This window comes from Flavobacterium sp. JAS, from assembly GCF_020991455.1.
Lineage (GTDB): Bacteria > Bacteroidota > Bacteroidia > Flavobacteriales > Flavobacteriaceae > Flavobacterium.
This window is the reverse complement of record NZ_JAJMOX010000008.1, coordinates 101,858-123,585: the sequence shown is the minus strand read 5'-3', so window position 1 is coordinate 123,585 and position 21,728 is coordinate 101,858. Positions and strand designations below refer to the sequence as shown.

Below are 21,728 nucleotides of genomic sequence, written 5' to 3'. Positions count from 1 at the left end.
ATCTTTATCTTAAAGTATCATTTTTACATGATTAATTAAAATCCAATAATATTATGAAAAACGAATTGCTTTATTTTTTAACCTGTATAATATTAATCTTTACTTCTTGTACTACTGACGAGAATAATGATAATACTAATTTAATTTTACCAAAAACAATAACATCTAAAGATCAAACTACAACTTTTACTTATGAGGGTAATAAAATTGTGAGTATTTCTAGTAAGAGTACATTGACTTACTTTACTTATGATGGCAATCAAATAGTAAAAGAAATTCGATATAGTAAATACGAAGGAAAAGAAACAAAATATTCTGAAATCGTATACACGTACCTAAATGGTAAATTAGACACGGGGATGTTAACTTATAATGGATCTGATGATGGTGAGAAATATGTTTATTCTTATAATGAAGATGATACAATTAAAAAAGAAACTTACAGAAGCAATAAAAAAACAGGAAAACAATCAGAAAATTGTATTACTGATATACTTACATTTAAAAATGGAAATCTAATAAAATCTGTTTCAAATTGGGAAGATAAGCCTTATATTACCACTTGTCGTTATGATTATGATGCAAATAATAACGCTTTTAAAAATATTCTAGGCCTTAATTTATTGCTAGATCAGGCAGATTTTGATTCTGAATTAAATTTTTCTTCATCAAATAACATTAATACATTTAATGTGTTTACAAATCTTGTACCAGGCACTGATCCTGAACTCGCAACGATTATTTTTGAACCATTTCGTGACACTATGAATTATGAATACAACAAAAAAGGCTATCCTACTAAAAAAACAACTTATGATTATACAGGGAATGTAAAAGAAAGTATCGAATACATTTACTAATCAAAAAAGTTTAATTTTCTTAGAAACCAAATACTTTATGCATTTGGTTTTTTTATTGGTGAAAATTGGTGAAATTCGTGTTTAAATTAAATAACATGCAATTCAGAACCCAAATACCAATTTCTAAATCCAATAGTCCAATCGATTATAATTGGAAAGCAGTGTATTTGCTTCTTGTTTTGGAGGAGTATTAAATTTTATTATCCGTAATAATTTCAATTATATTTGCTGACCGAAAACAAATACCACAAAAAATGAAAAACCTTTTATTGCTTTTTAGTGCTTTAAGTTTAGTACTTACATCATGTTCTAATGACGATAATAATTCTTCATCTGAAGATACATCGATCTTACCTAAGACAATTTCTTATATTTATCCTTCGGCTATGTTGGGTACAAATAACACAAGTGTTATAACTTATTCCGGAAATAAAATTGTAAGTACCGTTGATGAGAATTCAAAAACAATATTTACGTATGATGGTAATTTGATTACAAAACAAGTAAAATTTGATCTAGATTCAAAAGGTGTAGAGACAAAAGACGCAGAAGTTTCATATACTTATGAAAATGGAAAATTAAAAACCAGGATTCTAAAAGAGTCATTTAGTACTGAATATCCTAACGGAGAATATATTTATAAAACAGTATACACGTATACTTCTGCCAATTTGATTTCTTATGTAAATTATTCTGTTAACGTTAATACACAAGCAGAATCAAAAAGGGATGAAGGTAGTTTGACCTTCAAAGATGGCAATCTTGTTAAGGAACAACAAATTTCTGGTTCTTTAATATCAACAAGAACTTATGAATATGATGCCAAAAATAATCCTTTAAAAAATGTTTTAGGATTTGATTTGTTGTTAAATGAAATAAGTGAATTCGGAAAAAATAATAGTACAAAAACCACTAGTATAAGCTCTGGAAATTCAACACCTACAAATTACTTAACAACATATACCTATAATGATAAAGACTATCCGTTGAGACATACATCATTTGCAGGTGATGGTAAATCAATAGAGTATGAAATTGAATACACTTACTAATCAAAAAAGTTTAATTTTCTTAGAAACCAAATACTTCTGTGTTTGGTTTTTTTATTGATAAAAATTGGTGAAATTCGTGTTTTAAATAAAACTCATGCAATTCAGAACCCAAATACCAATTTCTAAAACCAATAATCCAATCGATTATAATTCGAAAGTAGTATCTTTTGGCTCTTGTTTTGCAGAAAATATGGCCGAAAAATTCGACTATTTTAAGTTTCAAAATACCACGAATCCGTTTGGGATTATTTTTAATCCGGTTTCGATCGAAAAAATAATTAGTCGAGTTGTTAGGGAGGAATTATATACAGAGAAAGATGTTTTCTTTTATAACGAACGTTGGCATAGTTATGAAGTACATTCCGATTTAAGCAATTCTGATCGTGAAGAATTACTCGAAACGTTGAATAAAGCTATTTCAGAAACAAACAAACAATTACAAGAAGCCACACACATTATTATTACCTACGGAACTTCCTGGATTTATAGAAATATCGAAAGTGACGAGATTGTTGCCAATTGTCATAAAGTTCCGCAGAAGCAGTTTTCAAAAGAACTATTATCAGTTGAGATCACTCAGAAAAGCATTCAAAACACAATCGAACTCATTCAGGTTTTAAATCCTGATATAAATTTTATTTTTACGGTTTCGCCGGTGCGTCATATTAAAGATGGTTTTGCAGAAAATCAATTGAGTAAATCACATTTATTTGCAGGACTTCACGAAAGTTTAAAAACTCATAATTCAAAATTCATAACTCCAAACTATTTTCCCTCATACGAAATTATGATGGACGAACTCCGTGATTATCGTTTTTATGCCGAAGATATGCTGCATCCCAATCAAGTAGCAATCGATTATATCTGGCATAAATTCAGCGAAAATTATATTTCTGAAAATAGTATTTCGACGATGCAGGAAGTCGAAGAAATCCAAAAAAGTCTACACCATCGAAGCTTTAATCCAGAATCAGAACAACACCAAAAATTCTTAGCTAAACTTCAGCAGAAAATAAAAGCCATAGAAGAGAAATGGTCACATATTAAATTTTAAACAACATTTTTTAATGTTTGCAATTTATTGACTGGCCTCCAGCTTTAGCTGGAGTTTATTCAAAACGATCTTCGAGCCTTCGCGTCTTCGTGGCAAAAACAAAAGTAAGAGAATAATTATTTGCTATCGAAATTTTAGAATAATTGCATGTAATTGTGTAAATTGTTAAAATTTAAATTTTCCAAATTTGTAAACTGTAGAGTTACAGTCTTATAACAACGCAACTTAAATCTAATGTGTTTTATTGACGTATGAATAAGAAGCCAATTCATTTTCTTAAAAAAACATTACGTGTGCTGCTTTGGTGCGTGGCTTCTGCCATTGCGCTTTTATTGCTTCTAATTATATTAATTCAGGTTCCGTCTATTCAAAATTATGTAAAGGACAAAGCGATTACCTATTTGCAGGATAAAATCAGGACCAAAGTTTCCTTAGATCATATTTCGATAAAATTCCCTAAAGATGTAGTTCTCGAGGGTTTTTATTTTGAAGATCAAAAAAAAGATACTTTACTGGCAGGAAAACGTCTGGAACTCGATGTCGATTTGTTTAAATTGGTTAGCAGTGAATTAGAAATTAATTCGGTTTCGCTGGAAAATGTCAAAGCCAATATTTCACGAAATAAAGACGGCGTTTTCAATTTTGATTATATCATAAAAGCTTTCGAATCTAAAGAACCAAAAGTAGAAGAACCAAATAGCAAACCTTTTAAAATTTCAGTTGTAAAAGTAAATCTGGACAACGTAAACTTTAATTTTAAAGACGATTTTTCTAAAAATGATGTTCGGGTGAAATTGGTACATTTTGATACTAAATTCAAAGAATTCGATTTAGATAAAATGAATTTCGATATTCCGAATATTGATTTAAACGGATTAAAAGTAGTCTTGAATCAGGATGTTGTAGAAAAGATTGCCGAAGTTTCGGTGAAAACCGTGGATACCATTTCGAAAAGAAAAGACTTCAGTTTGAAATTAGGCAAAATCAGATTGTCAAAAATTGATATTGCTTATGATAATAAAGATTCCAAACTAGATTCCGGAATAAAACTGGGGAATCTGGATTTAACCGTCAATAAAATAGACCTGAATAATCAGCTTTTGGATTTTGATTCTTTCGAATTAAAAAATCTAAAAGGGAATTTGCGCTTGGGGGCAAAAGACAAACAAATTCAAGCGCCAAATTTAGATACAACAGCCATAAAACAAACAGGTTGGAAAGTGAAGTTGGCAGATGTTAACTTAGAAAACATTGCTTTCAAATTTGATGATATGCAATCAAAACCCGTTTCAAAAGGAATTGATTACAGTCATATGGATTTGGATAAATTCAATTTTAAAGCGGAGAAATTGTACTATGGAAATGATACTATTTCGGGAAATATAAAAGCGTTAACGGCAAATGATAAAAGCGGATTACAGATTCAATCCTTAAAAACCGATTTCTTTTATGGTCCAAAAAATGCATATTTGAATGATTTGTATTTGAAAACGCCGCAAACACTTCTGCAAAATAAAATAAAAGTTAGTTATCCGTCAATTGCGGCAATTTCTAAAGATTTAGGAAATCTTACTTTAGATGCCAATTTAAAGCAATCAAAAATTGGATTTAAAGACATTTTGCTTTTTGCTCCCGATTTACAAAAAACAAATCCGTTTAAGAGTAATCCAAATGCGATTTTGTATTTGAAGACACGCTTGAGCGGAAAAGTAAAAGACCTGAATATTCCTCAATTTGAAATGAGCGGAATAGGAACGACAAAAGTTGCCCTTTCGGGGAAAATAAAAGGTTTGCCAGATGCTCAAAAAGCCTATTATGATTTAGATATTCAAAAACTTTCAAGTACCTCAAAAGATATTTATTCGTTTGTACCAGTTGGAACGATTCCTACAACTATTCAATTACCATCTCAATTGAATTTACGCGGAAAATTTAAAGGTTCAGTTCAAAATTTCAAAACCAATTTGGCTTTAAACAGTAGTTTCGGAAATGCAAAAATCGATGCTTTATTTGATCAGCGTTTTAAGAAAAAAGAGAAATACGATGCGACCGTTTATTTATTGGATTTTGATTTAGGAAGATTAATCAAAAACGATTCGATCGGAAAAATTACGCTTAAAGCGAAAGTAAAAGGTAAAGGTTTAGATCCAAAAACGGCTCAGGCACAATTTGATGGTTTGGTTCAGAAAGCAGTTTTCAATAAATATACCTACAAAGATTTGGCTTTAAAAGGAAATATAGAAAACGGATCTTTCGCGGTAAAATCTGGAATGAAAGACCAAAATCTAAATTTTGATCTTGTTGCAAGCGGAAATACAAAAGATAAATATCCAACTGTTCAATTAAAATTAAACCTTGATATTGCCGATTTAGAAAAACTAAATCTTCATGCCGGCCCAATGAAATTGCGTGGAAATGTAGATGCTGATATTGCCAACAGTAATCCGGATTTTCTAAACGGAAAAGTGTTTCTTTCAAACATTCAGGTGGTAGAAGATGCAGAACCAATTGTTTTAGATTCTGTACGAATAATTGCTTTTGCGGATCAAAACAGAAATAATATCAAGATTTCGTCTCAGTTTTTAAAAGCAGAAGTTGACGGAAAATACAAGCTAACGACATTGGCCGCTGCAATAAAAAAATCATTATCGAAATATATTGATTTGAAAAGCCCGAAAGAAAAAGGAGAATCAGATGAACAACGATTGGCTTTTACATTAACAGTTGATAACGATCCAATTCTATTTAAACTTGTTCCGAAATTAACAGGTTTGGAGCCGCTGAAAATCACCGGAAAATACAATAACGTAACCGATTCTTTAGAAATAAAAGGAACGATTCCGAGAATTGTTTATGCAAATAATACAATCGCCGACGGAAAAATAAATATCGAAGCCAAAGAAAATGCTTTAGAATATCAAATTTCTGTTGCAACAATAGAAAGTAATTCTTTAAAAATTCCGTTTACAAGTTTATCCGGAAAAGTCGAAAATAATATTCTGACTTATGCACTTGAAGTGAAAGATGCAAAAGACAAACAACAGTATTTTATTGCCGGAGAATTTAAAACAGAAGATTCTAAAAACATTTTTAAAATTGATGCAGAAAACTTTGTTCTGAATTACGATAAATGGAATGTCGATCCTGAAAATGCCATTGAATTTGGAGCAAAAAGACTTTATATCAATAAGTTCTTTTTAGAACATTCAGGTAACGAACTTAAAATTCAATCGCAAGGAGATCAGGACAATGCGCCGCTGCAAGTTGATTTTGTAAATTTCAAGATTGAGACTATTATGAACATAGTCAAAAAAGATCAGCTATTGATGCAAGGTTTGATTAATGGAAATGCAGTGGTTGAAAATGTAATGACGAAACCAACTTTTACATCAGACATAAAAATAGATCAATTTGCCTTTAAAGGTGAACCTGTTGGAGATATTGCTATAAAAGTCGATAATAAAACAGACAATTTATTGGCAGCAAATGTTACGCTAAGCGGAGAAGGAAATGACGTAAATCTGACTGGAAATTATAAAATTGACGATGGAAATCTTGATTTTAATCTCGATGTAAATAAGTTGAATATCAAAAGTATTCAAGGTTTCAGCATGGGGAATCTTACCGAAGGAACAGGATATTTAGCCGGAAATTTTAAAATTACAGGAACTTCGGATGCGCCAAAAGTAAACGGAGAATTAGATTTTAAAAATGCAGGTTTCAGAGTGACTAAATTCAATTCGTATTTTAAAACCGAAGAAGAAAAAATAACACTTCAAAACGATGTAATTACATTTGATAGTTTCACTTTTCATGACGAAAATGATAATGAATTAACGATAAACGGAACAATTAAATCAGAAGATTATTCCAATTTTGATTTTGGATTAACTGTTGTTGCAGACGATTTTAGAGCGATACATTCTAAAGAAAAAGACAATGATTTGTTCTATGGAGATTTGATTTTAGATAGTAAATTAAATATCAAAGGAACGCTTGCAAATCCTGTTATTGGCGGAAATATCAAAATAAATAAAGAGACTAAATTTACTGTTGTTTTGCCTCAGTCAGATCCTTCAATTGCAGATAGAGAAGGAATTGTAGAGTTTGTCGATGAGGACAATCAGTATCTAAAACAAACGGCAGCGATGGAGCAAAAGCTGAATCAATCGCAATTAATTGGTATGGATGTAAGCGTTGCCATTTCTATCGATAAAGAGGCTGAACTTACTTTGGTAATCGATAAAGGAAATGGTGATTATTTGAATCTAAAAGGGGAAGCAGAACTTATAGGCGGAATTGATCCGTCAGGAAAAACAACTTTGACGGGTAAATACGAATTTTCAGGTGGAGCGTATGAAATGAATTTCAACATGATCCGACGAAAATTTGACATTCAAAAAGGAAGTTCTATTACCTGGAATGGGGAACCAACAATGGCTACTTTGAATATTACCGCTATTTATAAAGTAAATGCGGCACCAATTGATTTACTTGGAAATCAATTGCCAACAGATAATCCTACAGTTAGAAATACCTATAAACAGAAAATTCCTTTTCAGACTTTATTGAAAATGAATAAGGAACTTTTGAAACCTGAAATTACTTTTGATATTGTTCTTCCGGATGGTAATTATGATGTTTCGACAGATGTTGTGTCTCTTACACAAACGAAATTGCAACAATTACGACAAGAACCAGCCGAATTAAACAAACAGGTTTTTGCCCTTTTATTATTGAATAGATTTATTGGCGAAAATCCGTTTGCGAGCGAAAGTGGCGGTACAAGTGCAGAATCTTTGGCAAGACAAAGTGTGAGCAAAATACTTTCGCAACAATTAAATGATCTTGCAGGAGAATTAATTACCGGAGTTCAATTAGAATTTGATCTTGAATCTACTGATGATTATACGACGGGAACCAGAGAAAACAGAACGGATTTGAATGTTGGACTTTCTAAAAAACTATTAGATGACAGATTAAAAGTTACCGTAGGAAGCAGTTTTGCTGTCGAAGGTCAGGAACGTGCCAACGAGCAAAGTACCAATATTGCAGGAGATGTAGCACTGGATTATCAACTGACAAAAGACGGTAGATATATGGTTCGTGCGTATCGTAAAAATGAATATCAGGTTGCGGTCGAAGGACAAGTTGTAGAGACAGGAGTTGCCTTTATTATTACGATGAGTTACAATAAATTCAGAGAGCTTTTTCATCGCACTGCGGCTGAGAAAGAAATGATCCGAGAAGAAAAATTACGTAAGGAAAAAGCAAAAAAGAAAGAGAAGGAAGATAAGGAAAAAGAAGAAAATCAAATTGAAGGTGATGAGCAAAAAACATAGCAATATGAAAACAAGATATATCAGATATTTTATTGCGCTATCCTTATTTTTTGTTTTAGGATGTAGCAATACTAAATATTTGCCTGAAGGAGAATTGTTGTACACTGGCGGTTCTGTGACCATAAAAGATACTATTTTAAAAAAGAAAGAACGTAAAGCACTGGAAAGTGAACTCGAAGATTTATTGCGTCCAAAACCTAATAAACAATTCCTGGGTTTACGTCCTAAATTATGGTTTTATAACATTGCCGGAGAACCTAAAAAAGATAAAGGAATTCGATATTGGCTGCGTAATAAAGTAGGTGAACCGCCCGTACTTTTTAGTAAAGTAGACTTGGATTATAATGCTTCGGTTTTACGAAATTTCACGGAAAATCGTGGTTATTTTAAAACTCGTGTAAGTGCAGATTCTACCGTAAGCAACAAAAGAGTAACGGCTGAATATACAGTTGTTCCCAAAAGACAATATATCATTAAAAGTGTGACTTTTCCGGATGATTCATTGGCAATGTCAAGATTAATTGCCAGATCAAGCCGAAGAAGTTTACTAAAAGTAGGTAAACCGTATGACCTCGATATCATTAAAGCAGAACGCGAGCGTATAGACGCAAGACTTAAAGAAAAGGGATATTACTACTTTAATCCTGATTATATTTTGGCTCAGGTAGACAGTAGTAAAGGTGATCATGAAGTAAAAATAAGACTGGTAATAAAAGCCGATACACCGCCAAAAGCACTTACATCCTATAAGATCAATAAAATTGTAGTGTATCCAAATTTTATAATTTCGAAAGACAGTGTTAAATACAAACCAGAGGATGTTGTTCAGTACAAAGATTTCACGATTATTGATACCGCAGATACTTTTAAACCAAGAGTTTTTGACAGGGCAATCTATTTCAAAAAAGGAGATTTGTACAATAGAAAAGATCATAATTTAACATTGAATCGTTTTGTGAATCTCGGAACTTTTAGTTTCGTAAAAAATGAATTTAAGCCTTCAGACAGTTTACCAAACACCTTAGATTCGTATTATTATCTAACGCTTTTGCCAAAGAAATTTATTCGTGTTGAGGTTTTAGGAAAAACCAATTCGGCTAGTTATACCGGTACAGAAATTAACGTAAACTGGAATAATAGAAACTTACTTAGAGGAGCTGAATTGCTTACGGTTTCAATTTTTGGCGGTGCCGATTTTCAGCTTTCAGGAGCTAATAACGGTAAAAATATCTATAAACTTGGAACCGAAACCAGTTTGACATGGCCGAGATTTATTGTTCCGTTTTTTCATATTGAAGGCTCAAGCGAATTTGTACCAAGGACAAAAGCCACGTTGAGATACGAATATCAAAACAGAACACAATTATATGCCTTAAATTCATTTAAAACTTCGTTTGGTTATCAGTGGAAAGAAAATATTCGAAAAGAACATCAGTTAAACGTGATTGATGTTACGTACGTAAGTCCAAATCATGTTACGGCGGAATATTTAGCTGATGCAGAAAAAGATGAGTCACTGAAGAAAGTAATCGAAAAGCAATTGATTTTTGGTCCAACTTATACGTTTACCTACACTAATACAATGCAGAAGCGTAGAAAGAATACGTTTTATTTTAGCGGAGATTTAGATTTGGCTGGAAATATTACAGGTTTAGTAACCGGAGCAAACGTAAAGAAAAACGATACAATCAAGATATTTGATGTTCCGTTTAGTCAATATGTAAAGATGAGAGGCGATTTCAGGCATTATTTAAAACTTGGAAAAGAAAGCCAATTGGCCAGCAGAATTATCGTTGGCGTTGGACTTCCGTATGGAAATTCAGGTGCTTTGCCAACCTCAAAACAATTTGTTGTGGGAGGAACCAATAGTATTCGTGCCTTTAGAGCCAGATCACTCGGGCCGGGAAGCTTTCTTAATACAGAGACAACAAATAATTATTTGCCGGATCAATCGGGAGATTTAAAATTGGAATTTAGTACCGAATATAGAGCAAAACTTTTTAGTATTGTTCGAGGAGCGTTATTCATTGATGCAGGAAATGTTTGGCTTTTAAACCCTGATCCTGATAAAGCTGGTGGGGAAATTACCAAAGATTTTATGAAAGATATTGCCGTTGGCGTAGGAGCAGGATTGCGTTTTGATCTATCTTTCCTGATTTTAAGAACCGATTTAGCATTCCCGCTCAGAAAACCGTATTTGCCAGAAGGTGAAAGATGGGTAATCAAGGATATTGATTTTGGAAGCGGCCCGTGGAGAAAAGACAATCTGATACTGAATATCGCAATTGGCTATCCATTTTAGTTTTTTTTGCCACGATTTTTTTTCGCCACGAATTTCACGAATTTGCACTAATACATACTTTGCGTATAATATTCAATTTCACAAATTTTAATTCGTGAAATTGATTTTTATGTGCATAAAGAATTAGTGAAAATTAGTGAAATTCGTGGCAAACTTTAATTCACATTTTGTAAATTGGTCTAATAAATTAATGGAATGCAAAATTTAATAAAAAGAATTATAGTTTTAGGTTCAGTCGTACTTTTGGTCGTTTTGGCTTTCAAATATTGTCAGTTCAAAAAAGACGATGATTCTACAATCGATTATAACACCAATTTGATCCAGCAGCAAATCCTGAATGTTGGAAAATTGGTTGTCACTGAAGGTCATTTTTCGGAAGTGATCACCTATAAAAATCAGGAGAAATATTTAATGGACATGGTTTCTTTCGAAAAGAAAGCACTTGTTGTTGTCAATGCGAATGTTACGGTTGCGTATGATTTGCATAAAATGAAATACGACATCGACGAAAAAAACAAAACAATCACGATTCTTAATATCCCAAAAGAAGAAATCACGATCAATCCTGATATTCAGTTTTATGATGTAGAACAAAGCAAACTGAATCCGTTTACGGGAGACGATTACAATAAAATCAACAAATCGGTTAAAGCAAATCTGGCTAAGAAAATCGAAAATTCTACTTTAAAAACCAACGCTCAAAACAGATTGATTAGTGAATTGTCTAAAATCTTAATCCTGACAAATTCAATGGGCTGGAAATTACAATACAACGGAAAAACGATCGAATCAGAGAAAGAGTTGAATCAGGATTTGAAATTGTAGGGGAGGAGGTTCAAAGGTTCATAGCGACAAAGGTTCAAAGGTTTTTTTGCCACAGATAAAGGATTAAAATGATTTAAAATATGCATAAAAAGAATCTCGCAAAGACGCAGAGTTGCAAAGTTTTATTAAAGTAAAGATTAATCGTACTGTTTGTCATTTCGAGGAACGAGAAATCTCCGCAAGTAACTCCGCAACGAGAATCCAATCTTTGTCGAGCTTCTCATGGAGATTTCTCGTCCCTCGAAATGACAAGATTGTAGAAAAATTTTGCGAGATTAAAAAATCCACATAGATCAGCTCAAATCAGCAAAATCTGCGTGAAATAATAAAAAACTTAGCGTCTTAGTGCCTTCGTGGCAAAACCATTAAACCGCTTCTTTATCAAAAATTAAATCCAATCCGCCGGCAATTAAATGTGCCACTTCTGGACGTTTAACCTTTAATTGATCTAAGTGAACCAAGACTTCCTGTAAAAGCTGATCTTCATTTGAGCCCTTCAAAAGTTCCGCAATTTCAATAGTTAGCAACCAATCGTTAGAATGATTTTCTTTCAGTTTATGAAACACTGATTTTAGTTCAGATTTAGAATCTTTATTTTCTCTAATCATACGAACGGTTTGATATAGAACTTCTAAATCATCACGTTCAGTTGTATGTTTTGCTTTGATAGTAGTAGTTTTCGGAACAGTATTAATCAGATCAAAACTATTCACATCGGCTGGACCGGAAAAAGCAGAAACCACTTTTTTACCAATTGCCATATCATAATTTCCCCATTCAGGCTGAAACAAAATCGTTTCGCCATGAGTAACTGTACAATTTCTAAAACTGATCAGGATAATTTCTCCATGCAGGTTTCTTGAACCTGTAATGATTTCACCTTTAACAATAATATTACCTTCAAACTCCAGTTTTACGGTTTCGTTTTCAACAATAGAATACGCTTGTAAATCCTTCGGACTCATATCTTCAATTGCCAAATTAAAGCCTTTCAGTTTCCCAATCGGACTTCCAAATCCATGCGGATGTGTTAGAGTTCCGTGTCCAACCAATTCTTTTTCACGATACGATAAAGCCGTTTTCCCGGTAGTTTGAATATAAACAGGTTTTCCCTCGTCTTCAATTACATTGGTGAAAACTCCTGAAACTTGTAAACCTGTACTCAATTCAATAGTTCCCAAAGCATTCGAGTGAATCAGTTTCTGAATTCCCGAAAGTCCTCCGGTTCTTAAAGCCATTTTATTAGCAAACTCTTCTAAGATTAAACTCAAATAAGAAAAGTTTGGTGTGACATAAAGTTGAGGTTGTAACTTTGTAATATCAAAATTTTGATTTGCTGCCGAGATATCATAAGGTATTTTCTTCACATTATCCGTCATGCACCAGGCACTTTCGCCAATAGAAGAAAGTAATCCGGCACCATATATTTTTGGGTTTTCAACCGTTCCAATCAAACCATATTCAACCGTCCACCAATGTAGATTTCGAATTTGAGCCATCTCAGACAATTCGCCCATATTGTTTTGCAAATCAGCAACCGCTTTTTCTGCTTCGTCTATTTTTTCCTGCGGAGTGTCTTCGGCTTCTTTCAAAATAGAAAGCAATCGAATCGCCTCATACATTTGATAATCTTTGTGTGATGAAATCGCTTTACAGCCAATTTCTCCAAAACGACGCAAATATTCAGCATATTCAGGATTGGCAATAATAGGAGCGTGACCGGCACCTTCGTGAATAATATCCGGTGCAGGCGTATATTCGATATGTTCTAATTGACGAATATCTGATGCAATAACTAAGACATTATAAGCCTGAAATTCCATAAAAGCATTTGGCGGAATAAATCCGTCAACAGCAACAGCAGCCCAGCCAATTTCAGTCAGAATACGGTTCATCCCGTACATACTTGGAATAGAATCAATTTCGATTCCGGTTTTTTTCAAACCATCCAAATAGGAGTTATGTGCCACTTTTGATAAATAATCTACATTTTTACGCATTACGTAGCGCCAAACCGCCTGATTAATCGGAGTATAATCACTATAATCCTGAGGTTTAATAAATTGCTTTAAATGTTTAGGCAATCGCTCTAATAACGGGTTTGTTTCAATACTTGCATTCATTTCGAAAACGTTGTAGATTAGAATGTAAAATTACGAATTTAAGACGCTATTTTTTGCTATTCGTAACAATTTTTTTGTTCGAAATGAATTTTTATTGCGTTTTTATAGATTTTAAAGAACAGGCAGTAAAGAGAAAATTTTAGCAGTCATTATTCTCGTAATTGACTTTTTCCATTGTCTTCTCGAAGCTTTCAATCTCTTTTTTTGTCATTGAAACTTCTTTTAAATCAACTTTTAACTGCTTTTGAGTGTCAGGACTAATCCATAATCCTGTAAAAGTATTTCCGGTTTTCTTTAAAATTAAAACACCGCTGAAACCATGTTCGACCATTACAAATTCATTTTCAACCTTTTTGTTCTGCGTAGGGTAAATTTGAATCCATTTGTTTGATTTATTGTAGCGATACATTGAGGTAAACATTAATTCAGCCGTACAAGGGCTTTCTTCTGTTTTAATATAAACAGTTATTGGTGTTTTTCCGTCAATAGTTCCTTTGTATAAATTAGAAACCGGAGTTTGAGATTGTGCGTTTAAATGGTTTAAAAAAGAGAAACAGATTGTAAAGAACAGGATAACTTTTTTCATCTTAAATAGGTTGGTTTTGATTGAGGCTTTTAACTGTATTTATTCAATCAAATTTATTTAATTAAAAATAGTATCCAATTTAATTGCTCAATATTTTTTAAGATTTACCTGATGCATTTCGAAGTTCGTTTTCGGCATTTCTAAAATATTCAATTTTGTGATTGAACATAAAAGCCATATTCGTGGCGCGCATTTTAGCTTCTTCCGTAATAGGTCCTGAAAATATGGTGTCAATTGTAGTATTAAAAATTTCAATCCAACGATCAAAATGAGATTTATCTACCGGTAATTGTTTGTGCGGAGGAAATGGACTTCCCGAATAAGCACGAACATCGAACAAAATAGTTTGCCAAAAGCCGTACATTTTTTCTAAATGCTCTGCCCAGCGATCTTGTAGTTTATCATTGAAAATTGGACCAAGAAGATCGTCTTTTCTAACATTGTCATAAAAAGTATTGACCATTAATTTTATATCCTCGAGGTTTGAAATATCTTTAAGAGTTGCCATGTTTTATCTGTATAATGAACTGCAAAAATACGATATATGATTGTTTATGTTTTCTGATATTTATCATTTTAGGATTATTTTATCTAAAGTAAATTATCTTCAACGGTTAATTTTTCGGCTCGATTTCCACAATTAACGCCTAAATTATAGGTTGTTTTACATTTCTGTAAAAATTAAGTAAGATTTTGATTAGTTTTTGTGTTTTAATTTATTGAAAAACAGGTATTTGCAGAAATGATAGATAAGTTTTTGTAAAGGAAAATTTTCGATTTGATGTGTATTTGTAAAGTTGAAATATTGCCATTTTAATTAAAATTAACATAATATTGATATGTATTAATAAAATTAATCTTAAAAAATGAGAAAAATTAAATTATCAAAAAACTAAAAAACTATGCACAAAACTACCCAAAAACCTAAAAACCGAATGAAAGCTACAATAATGATAAAGGTCATTATACTGCTTTTGTTTATTACTAAAGTAAATGCTCAAACCGTTACTCCATGGATAACCTCGGGAGATCAGACGAAACTATTGCAACAGCAAGGCACTGTGAGCTTTATTGCTAATTCAGGATCGAATCCTTCAATGGTAACTGTTAATGCCGGAACAACTTACCAAACCATGGATGGATTTGGTTATACGCTTACCGAAGGAAGCTGCGAAGTGATTAGTGGAATGGCCACAACACAGCAAAATCAGTTATTAAATGATTTGTACAATCCTACTACAGGTTTAAATGCCAGCGTGATTCGTATTAGTATTGGAGCTTCAGATTTAAGCAGTTCTTCGTATAGTTATAACGAAACTTCGGGAGACGTAAATATGAATAACTTTAGTTTAAACGGACCAGATTTAACCTATTTGATTCCGATTATAAAAAAGATTCAATTAATTAATCCAAACATAAAAATATTAGCAACACCCTGGTCAGCACCACGCTGGATGAAAACCAACGGTTCGTGGGTCGGCGGAAGTTTGCAAACACAATATTATGCCGCTTACGCCAAATATTTTGTGAAGTATTTTGATGCTATGGCGGCGCAGGGAATTTCTATTTGGGGAATCACACCTCAAAACGAGCCTGAAAATCCAAATAACGAACCAAGTATGTTGATGAATTCAACAGAACAAAAGAACTTTATTAATCAACAACTTGGACCACAAATGGCTGCGGCCGGATATGGCGGAACTAAAATTATAGCTTTTGATCACAATTGCGACAATACAGCTTATCCTATTGATGTTTTAAACAATAGCAGTTATGTTGATGGCGCGGCATTTCATTTGTATTTAGGAAATATCTCGGCAATGTCGACAGTAAGAAATGCAACCAATAAAAATGTTTATTTTACAGAACAATACACAGGATCAGGCGGAAGCTTTAGCGGAGATTTTGGCTGGCACATGCAAAACGTCGTTATTGGAAGTACTAATAACTGGTCAAAAACTGTTCTGGAGTGGAATGCTGCAAACAACTCAGGTTTAGGACCGCGTACTCCCGGCGGATGCAATACTTGTTTGGGTGCTATAACGGTTAACAATAGTACAAGTTATACTAAAAATGTAGCGTATTATATTATTGGTCAAATCTCAAAATTTGTAAAACCAGGAGCTTTAAGAATTTCTTCTTCAAGTACAAACGGTTCAATTGTTTCTGCTGGATTTAAAAATCCTGACGGATCTATTTCGCTTGTTATCTATAATTCAGGATCAGCAAATACTATTAAAGTTGTTTCGGGATCATCAGCATTTGATTACACCGTTCCGGCTTCATCAGCTGTTACATTTAATTGGGCAACAACTGCTCCGGTTGCAGTAACGGGAGTAGGTGTTAGTCCAACTTCAGCTTCGATTTCGGCGGGAGGTTCAACACAGTTAACAGCGACAGTTGCGCCAAGTAATGCAACAAACAAAAACGTAACATGGAGCTCAAGCAACTCGGCTGTAGCTTCTGTAAATGCTACAGGTTTAGTATCTGGAATTTCTGCTGGTACGGCGACTATTACAGTTACAACAGTTGACGGATCGAAAACAGCAACAAGCACAATTACTGTTACAGCTTCATCATCGACTTATCCGGGTTATTACAATATTATTTCAAGAAACAGCAATAAAGGATTAGACGTTGCAGATAATTCAACTACGAGCGGAGGACGTATTCAGCAATACGATATTACGAATGGTGGAGGAAGTAATCAGCGTTGGAAATTTGTTCCTGACGGAAGTGGTAATTTTTACATCATTGTAAAATCGACCGGAATGTATCTTGCTCCGGAAAATAATGGAACTGCTGATGGATTAAAAGTGCAGCAAAAAACATTCGCAGCTACAAATGACTTCAAATGGACGGTTACAAGTCTTGGCGGTGGTTATTATAAAATCATAAATCTAAATAGCGGAAAATCTCTGGATGTTGAAAATGTTTCAACTGCAAACGGAGCTAATATTCAAGTTTGGGCATATACCAGCGGATTAAATCAACAATGGCAATTTGTACAAGTTGAAACAGTTGCCGGAAAAAGCGCATCAGTAAAAGCTGTTCCAACTGAAATTGAAAACCAAAATGATATGCTTGTTTATATCAATGCTACAAATGAATATTTAAAAATTGACACGAATCATCAAGGAGCGGGAATGGTTGAATTATTTTCTGTGACAGGACAAACTGTTTTGAAAAAAGCCGTGAATTTTGAAAAAGGAAATCAATCTCAAATTGAAATTTCAAGATTGCCAAAAGGACTTTATATTGTTAGAATAAACGATAGTAAAGGTTCTTATTCTAAAAAAATCCTGAAACAATAGTTTACAAATTTAGAATTCAATTAGTAATTTTATATTTGAATTTAAAGGCTGTCTGATTCTGATTTCAGACAGCCTTTTGCTTTTATCCAATTAATTGCGTGAACAAATCCTGATTGTCATTTAGGTATTGAAACTCAAAACCATTTTTGGTCATATTCATTTTAATAGCCAGAATATCTTTTTTATTTTTCAATTCTAATCCAACGACTACAGAACCTACTTCACGACTGTTTTTCTTGGCAAATTGAAAATAAGTAATATCATCATCAGGACCTAAAATATTGTTTACAAACTCTTTTAAAGCTCCCGGACGCTGCGGAAACTGAATCATGAAATAATGCATTAAGCCTTCATATAATAAAGAACGTTCTTTTATTTCGGCAGTTCTTTCAATGTCGTTATTACTTCCGCTTACAACGCAAACGACCGTTTTACCTTTTATTTTATCCTTATAAAAATCTAAAGCTGCAATTGTCAATGCACCTGCAGGTTCTACAACCATTGCTTCTTCGTTATATAAACGCAAGATCGTGGTACAAACTTTTCCTTCGGGAACCAGAACGATATCTTCTAAATTATAACGGCAAATTTCAAAAGTCTTATCACCAACTTGTTTTACAGCTGCACCATCTACAAATTTATCGATCGTGGTTAATGGGGTGTTTTTATTTTCTTCGATCGAAGTTTTCATCGAAGGAGCACCTTTTGGTTCAACGCCAATAATTTTTGTATTCGGACTTAAATGTTTAAAAACTTCAGATAAACCGGAAGCGAGTCCGCCGCCGCCAATCGGAACAAAAACATAATCGATAGGTTCTTTATAGTTTTCCAGAATTTCTAATCCGACAGTTCCCTGACCTGCAATAACTTTTTCATCGTCAAAAGGATGGATAAAGATTTTATGATTTTCAATGGCATCGGCTGTAGCCGAAGCATAAGCATCGTCAAAAGTATCTCCGATAAGAACGATTTCGACAAATGATTTCCCGAATAATTGTACTTGTTTTACTTTTTGCTTTGGAGTTGTTTTTGGCATGTAGATTTTGCCTTTTATCTGCAAAAGATGACAGGAATAAGCCACGCCCTGAGCGTGATTTCCGGCACTTGCGCAAACAATTCCGATAGCTTTTTCGGCATCATTTAACGAAGAGATTTTGTTGTAAGCGCCTCTGATTTTGTATGACCGCACAATTTGTAAATCTTCTCTTTTTAATAAAATAGTAGATTTAAATTCTTCCGAAAGATTCAAATTTTGTGTGAGTGGAGTAGCAGCAACTACATTTTCAAGCTGTTTTTTGGCAGCAAGAACTTCGTTAAATAGATTCATTGTGTTTGTTTTTTTGCCACGAATTGCACAAATTTTCTCTAATTTTTATTTGCTTGACGCTAAAATATTAATTCGTGCTAATTTGTGTAATTCGTGGCTATTTTAAAATTTCATTAAATAAAAAAACCTCCCGATTTGGGAGGTTTTATAAATTGTATTTTGTTTACTTATTTATATAATACCTCGCCATTATTGCTGAATTGCAATAATAGTAATAGAGATAATAATGATATTTAAGTTTTTCATTTCAGATAATTGAATCGCAAATGTATTAATTATTTTTTAACCGGAGGATATTGAGCTAAAATTTTAGTTACAAATTCAGCAACTTTTTCATCTTTTTTATCCACGTTTTTGGTCAAAGTACCAATACCTTCACCTTGCCAGATCATTTCTTTCTTTTTGGCATCTATAAAATCGATAAATAAAGTTCCTTCTGTAGAAGTTGTAACAGTTGTCTGGTTTCCGTACATCATGTATGGATTCCATCCCCAGCCCCAACCGTAGCCCCATCCGGCGCTAAATTGGTTTACATCAACTTGTTCTCTTGATTTGGTAAAAATGTTAATTAACAAATCAGGATTTTCACTTTTTGTAAAACCTTTGGCTTGCATTTGATCATCAATGGCACGTAGAATACGTCTTTTATCCAAATCAGAAATTTCAACCTTATCAATTCCGGGCTTAAAAAAAGCATAAGTTTTATAAGGCGCAAAATCTACGTTTTTATCATAATCAGAATAAACACTAACTGTACTGCATGAAGCTAGTATTAAGAGCAAAAAAACGGGTACTAATTTGAATGTTTTCATATATTTAAAAATTTAATGTTCTCATTTTAAATTAAATACGAATCTTTGTCTAGAATAGATTTTCATCTACGATATTTGGCAAAGTCACTTTTAATAAAGGCTGAACTTCCATAGCTCTTTTTATGGCAAAAATAGCTTCATCGTTTCGAGCCCAGCTTCTTCTTGAAATTCCGTTGTTAACATCCCAAAAAAGCATTGATGCTAAGCGTTTTGAAGCCTCCTTAGAACCATCAAGAACCATACCAAATCCGCCATTTATAACCTCTCCCCAGCCAACTCCGCCGCCATTATGAATTGAAACCCATGTTGCGCCTCTAAAGCTGTCTCCAATCACGTTTTGAATCGCCATATCGGCCGTAAAACGAGATCCATCATAGATATTAGAAGTCTCTCTGTAAGGAGAATCCGTTCCGGAAACGTCGTGATGATCGCGTCCTAAAACAACAGTTCCAATTTCGCCTTTTGCAATCGCCTGGTTAAAAGCTTCTGCAATTTTAATTCGGCCTTCAGCGTCAGCGTATAAAATTCTGGCTTGAGAACCCACAACCAATTTATTTTCCTGAGCGCCTTTAATCCATTTAATGTTATCCTGCATTTGCTGCTGAATTTCATTTGGAGCCGTTTTTGCCATTTCTTCTAAAACCTGACTTGCAATGTTGTCGGTTTTTTGTAAATCTTCCGGTTTTCCAGAAGTACAAACCCATCTAAAAGGACCAAAACCGTAATCAAAACACATTGGTCCCATAATATCCTGAACGTAACTCGGATATTTAAAATCGATATTGTTTTCTGCCATTACATCTGCACCAGCGCGGGAAGCTTCTAATAAAAATGCATTTCCGTAATCAAAAAAGTAAGTCCCTTTTGCGGTATGTTTGTTAATCGCTTTGGCTTGTCTGCGTAAAGATTCCTGAACTTTTTCTTTGAATAATTCAGGATTGTTTGCCATCATTTCGTTCGCTTCTTCAAACGAAATTCCAACAGGATAATAACCTCCAGCCCACGGATTATGAAGCGAAGTCTGATCAGAACCTAAATCAATTTTGATGTTTTCTTTATCGAAACATTCCCATACATCAACGACATTTCCTAAATAAGCAATCGAAACCACTTCTTTATTGGCTTTCGCCGAATTGACTCTTTTTACCAATTCTTCTGTTGAGGTTACGATTTCATTAATCCATCCTTGCTCATGGCGAATTTTAGTGATTTTAGGATTTACTTCGGCGCAGACCGTGATACAACCTGCAATATTTCCTGCTTTTGGTTGTGCACCGGACATTCCGCCTAATCCAGAAGTCACAAATAAGTTTCCTTCCGGATTAAGTTTAATTTTTCTAAAACCGTTCAAAACCGTAATCGTCGTTCCGTGTACAATTCCTTGTGGTCCAATGTACATATAACTTCCTGCCGTCATTTGTCCGTATTGCGAAACGCCCAAGGCATTCATTTTTTCCCAATCGTCCGGTTTGGAATAATTTGGGATTACCATTCCGTTTGTAACGACAACTCTTGGAGCTTCAGCATGCGAAGGGAATAACCCCATTGGATGTCCTGAATACATCGTCAACGTTTGCTCATCTGTCATTTCAGACAAATATTGCATTGTCAATAAATATTGCGCCCAATTTTGGAAAACAGCTCCGTTACCGCCGTAAGTAATTAATTCATGCGGATGTTGCGCAACAGCATAATCCAGATTGTTCTGAATCATGTGCATAATCGCTTTTGCCTGCAATGATTTCCCCGGATATTCGTCGATTGGTCTTGCGTACATTCTGTAATCCGGACGAAGGCGATACATATATATACGTCCGTATTTTTCTAATTCTTCAGAGAATTCGACAATTAATTCTGCGTGATGTTTGGCATCAAAATAACGTAAAGCATTTTTTAAAGCTAGTTTTTTTTCTTCTACCGAAAGGATTTCTTTTCGTTTTGGCGCATGATTAATCGCTAAATCGTATTCTTTTTTTGGTGGTAATATGCTTGGAATTCCTTGTTGTATTTCTTCTTTGAAAGTCATTTTTTTGAAAAGGTGCTTAGTTGCTAAGATTCTAAGTGGCTAAGATAATTTAGCCAGATTAACAACAGATTAATTTTTTGTTTTTTAGATTATGTCGCCCTGCAG

The 21,728-nt window shown here is 33.6% G+C and carries 13 protein-coding genes; 7 read left to right on the top strand and 6 right to left on the bottom strand.

Translation table 11 applies throughout. The annotated features are described in order from the left end of the window. The first annotated feature begins 53 nt into the window (after positions 1 to 53). The 6 genes from LPB88_RS13165 (at position 54) to LPB88_RS13140 (ending at position 11,435) form a co-directional block, all read left to right on the top strand. Positions 54 to 860, top strand: a complete 807-nt coding sequence (locus LPB88_RS13165; protein ID WP_230716158.1) for a hypothetical protein — start codon at positions 54 to 56, stop codon at positions 858 to 860. A gap of 254 nt (positions 861 to 1,114) precedes the next feature. Beyond that, positions 1,115 to 1,912, top strand: a complete 798-nt coding sequence (locus LPB88_RS13160) for a hypothetical protein (RefSeq protein WP_230716156.1) — start codon at positions 1,115 to 1,117, stop codon at positions 1,910 to 1,912. A 94-nt stretch (positions 1,913 to 2,006) separates the two neighbouring features. Beyond that, on the top strand, positions 2,007 to 2,966 hold the full coding sequence (locus LPB88_RS13155; RefSeq protein ID WP_230716155.1) for a GSCFA domain-containing protein: 960 nt from the start codon (positions 2,007 to 2,009) through the stop codon (positions 2,964 to 2,966). Between the two features lie 251 nt (positions 2,967 to 3,217). After that, positions 3,218 to 8,308, top strand: a complete 5,091-nt coding sequence (locus tag LPB88_RS13150; RefSeq protein WP_230716153.1) for a translocation/assembly module TamB — start codon at positions 3,218 to 3,220, stop codon at positions 8,306 to 8,308. A 4-nt stretch (positions 8,309 to 8,312) separates the two neighbouring features. Then, positions 8,313 to 10,610, top strand: coding sequence for a BamA/TamA family outer membrane protein (locus LPB88_RS13145; protein ID WP_230716151.1), 2,298 nt, complete (start codon positions 8,313 to 8,315; stop codon positions 10,608 to 10,610). A gap of 195 nt (positions 10,611 to 10,805) precedes the next feature. Next, positions 10,806 to 11,435, top strand: a complete 630-nt coding sequence (locus tag LPB88_RS13140) for a DUF4230 domain-containing protein (RefSeq protein WP_230716149.1) — start codon at positions 10,806 to 10,808, stop codon at positions 11,433 to 11,435. 365 nt (positions 11,436 to 11,800) lie between these two features. Here LPB88_RS13140 and LPB88_RS13135 read toward each other — a convergent pair whose 3' ends face one another. From LPB88_RS13135 to LPB88_RS13125, 3 genes are all read right to left on the bottom strand, one after another. After that, positions 11,801 to 13,558, bottom strand: a complete 1,758-nt coding sequence (locus LPB88_RS13135) for an aromatic amino acid hydroxylase (protein WP_230716147.1) — start codon at positions 13,556 to 13,558, stop codon at positions 11,801 to 11,803. A gap of 139 nt (positions 13,559 to 13,697) precedes the next feature. After that, positions 13,698 to 14,144, bottom strand: a complete 447-nt coding sequence (locus LPB88_RS13130; protein ID WP_230716146.1) for a hypothetical protein — start codon at positions 14,142 to 14,144, stop codon at positions 13,698 to 13,700. A 97-nt stretch (positions 14,145 to 14,241) separates the two neighbouring features. Further along, positions 14,242 to 14,652, bottom strand: coding sequence for a group III truncated hemoglobin (locus tag LPB88_RS13125; protein WP_230716145.1), 411 nt, complete (start codon positions 14,650 to 14,652; stop codon positions 14,242 to 14,244). A gap of 394 nt (positions 14,653 to 15,046) precedes the next feature. Between LPB88_RS13125 and LPB88_RS13120 the strand changes: the two genes are divergently transcribed. Then, complete coding sequence (locus LPB88_RS13120) at positions 15,047 to 17,458, top strand: RICIN domain-containing protein (RefSeq protein WP_230716143.1); 2,412 nt, start codon at positions 15,047 to 15,049, stop codon at positions 17,456 to 17,458. 82 nt (positions 17,459 to 17,540) lie between these two features. Here LPB88_RS13120 and ilvA read toward each other — a convergent pair whose 3' ends face one another. The 3 genes from ilvA to LPB88_RS13105 all read right to left on the bottom strand — a co-directional run bounded on the left by ilvA (position 17,541) and on the right by LPB88_RS13105 (position 21,623). After that, positions 17,541 to 18,785 carry a threonine ammonia-lyase IlvA gene (gene ilvA / locus LPB88_RS13115; RefSeq protein WP_089352060.1) on the bottom strand — a complete coding sequence of 415 codons (1,245 nt, stop codon included), beginning with the start codon at positions 18,783 to 18,785 and terminating at the stop codon, positions 17,541 to 17,543. Between the two features lie 275 nt (positions 18,786 to 19,060). Continuing rightward, positions 19,061 to 19,597: a DUF4136 domain-containing protein gene (locus tag LPB88_RS13110; RefSeq protein WP_230716141.1), complete on the bottom strand. Its 537-nt coding sequence runs from the start codon at positions 19,595 to 19,597 to the stop codon at positions 19,061 to 19,063. 49 nt (positions 19,598 to 19,646) lie between these two features. Then, positions 19,647 to 21,623, bottom strand: coding sequence for a urocanate hydratase (locus LPB88_RS13105; RefSeq protein WP_230716140.1), 1,977 nt, complete (start codon positions 21,621 to 21,623; stop codon positions 19,647 to 19,649). Positions 21,624 to 21,728: the final 105 nt, after the last annotated feature.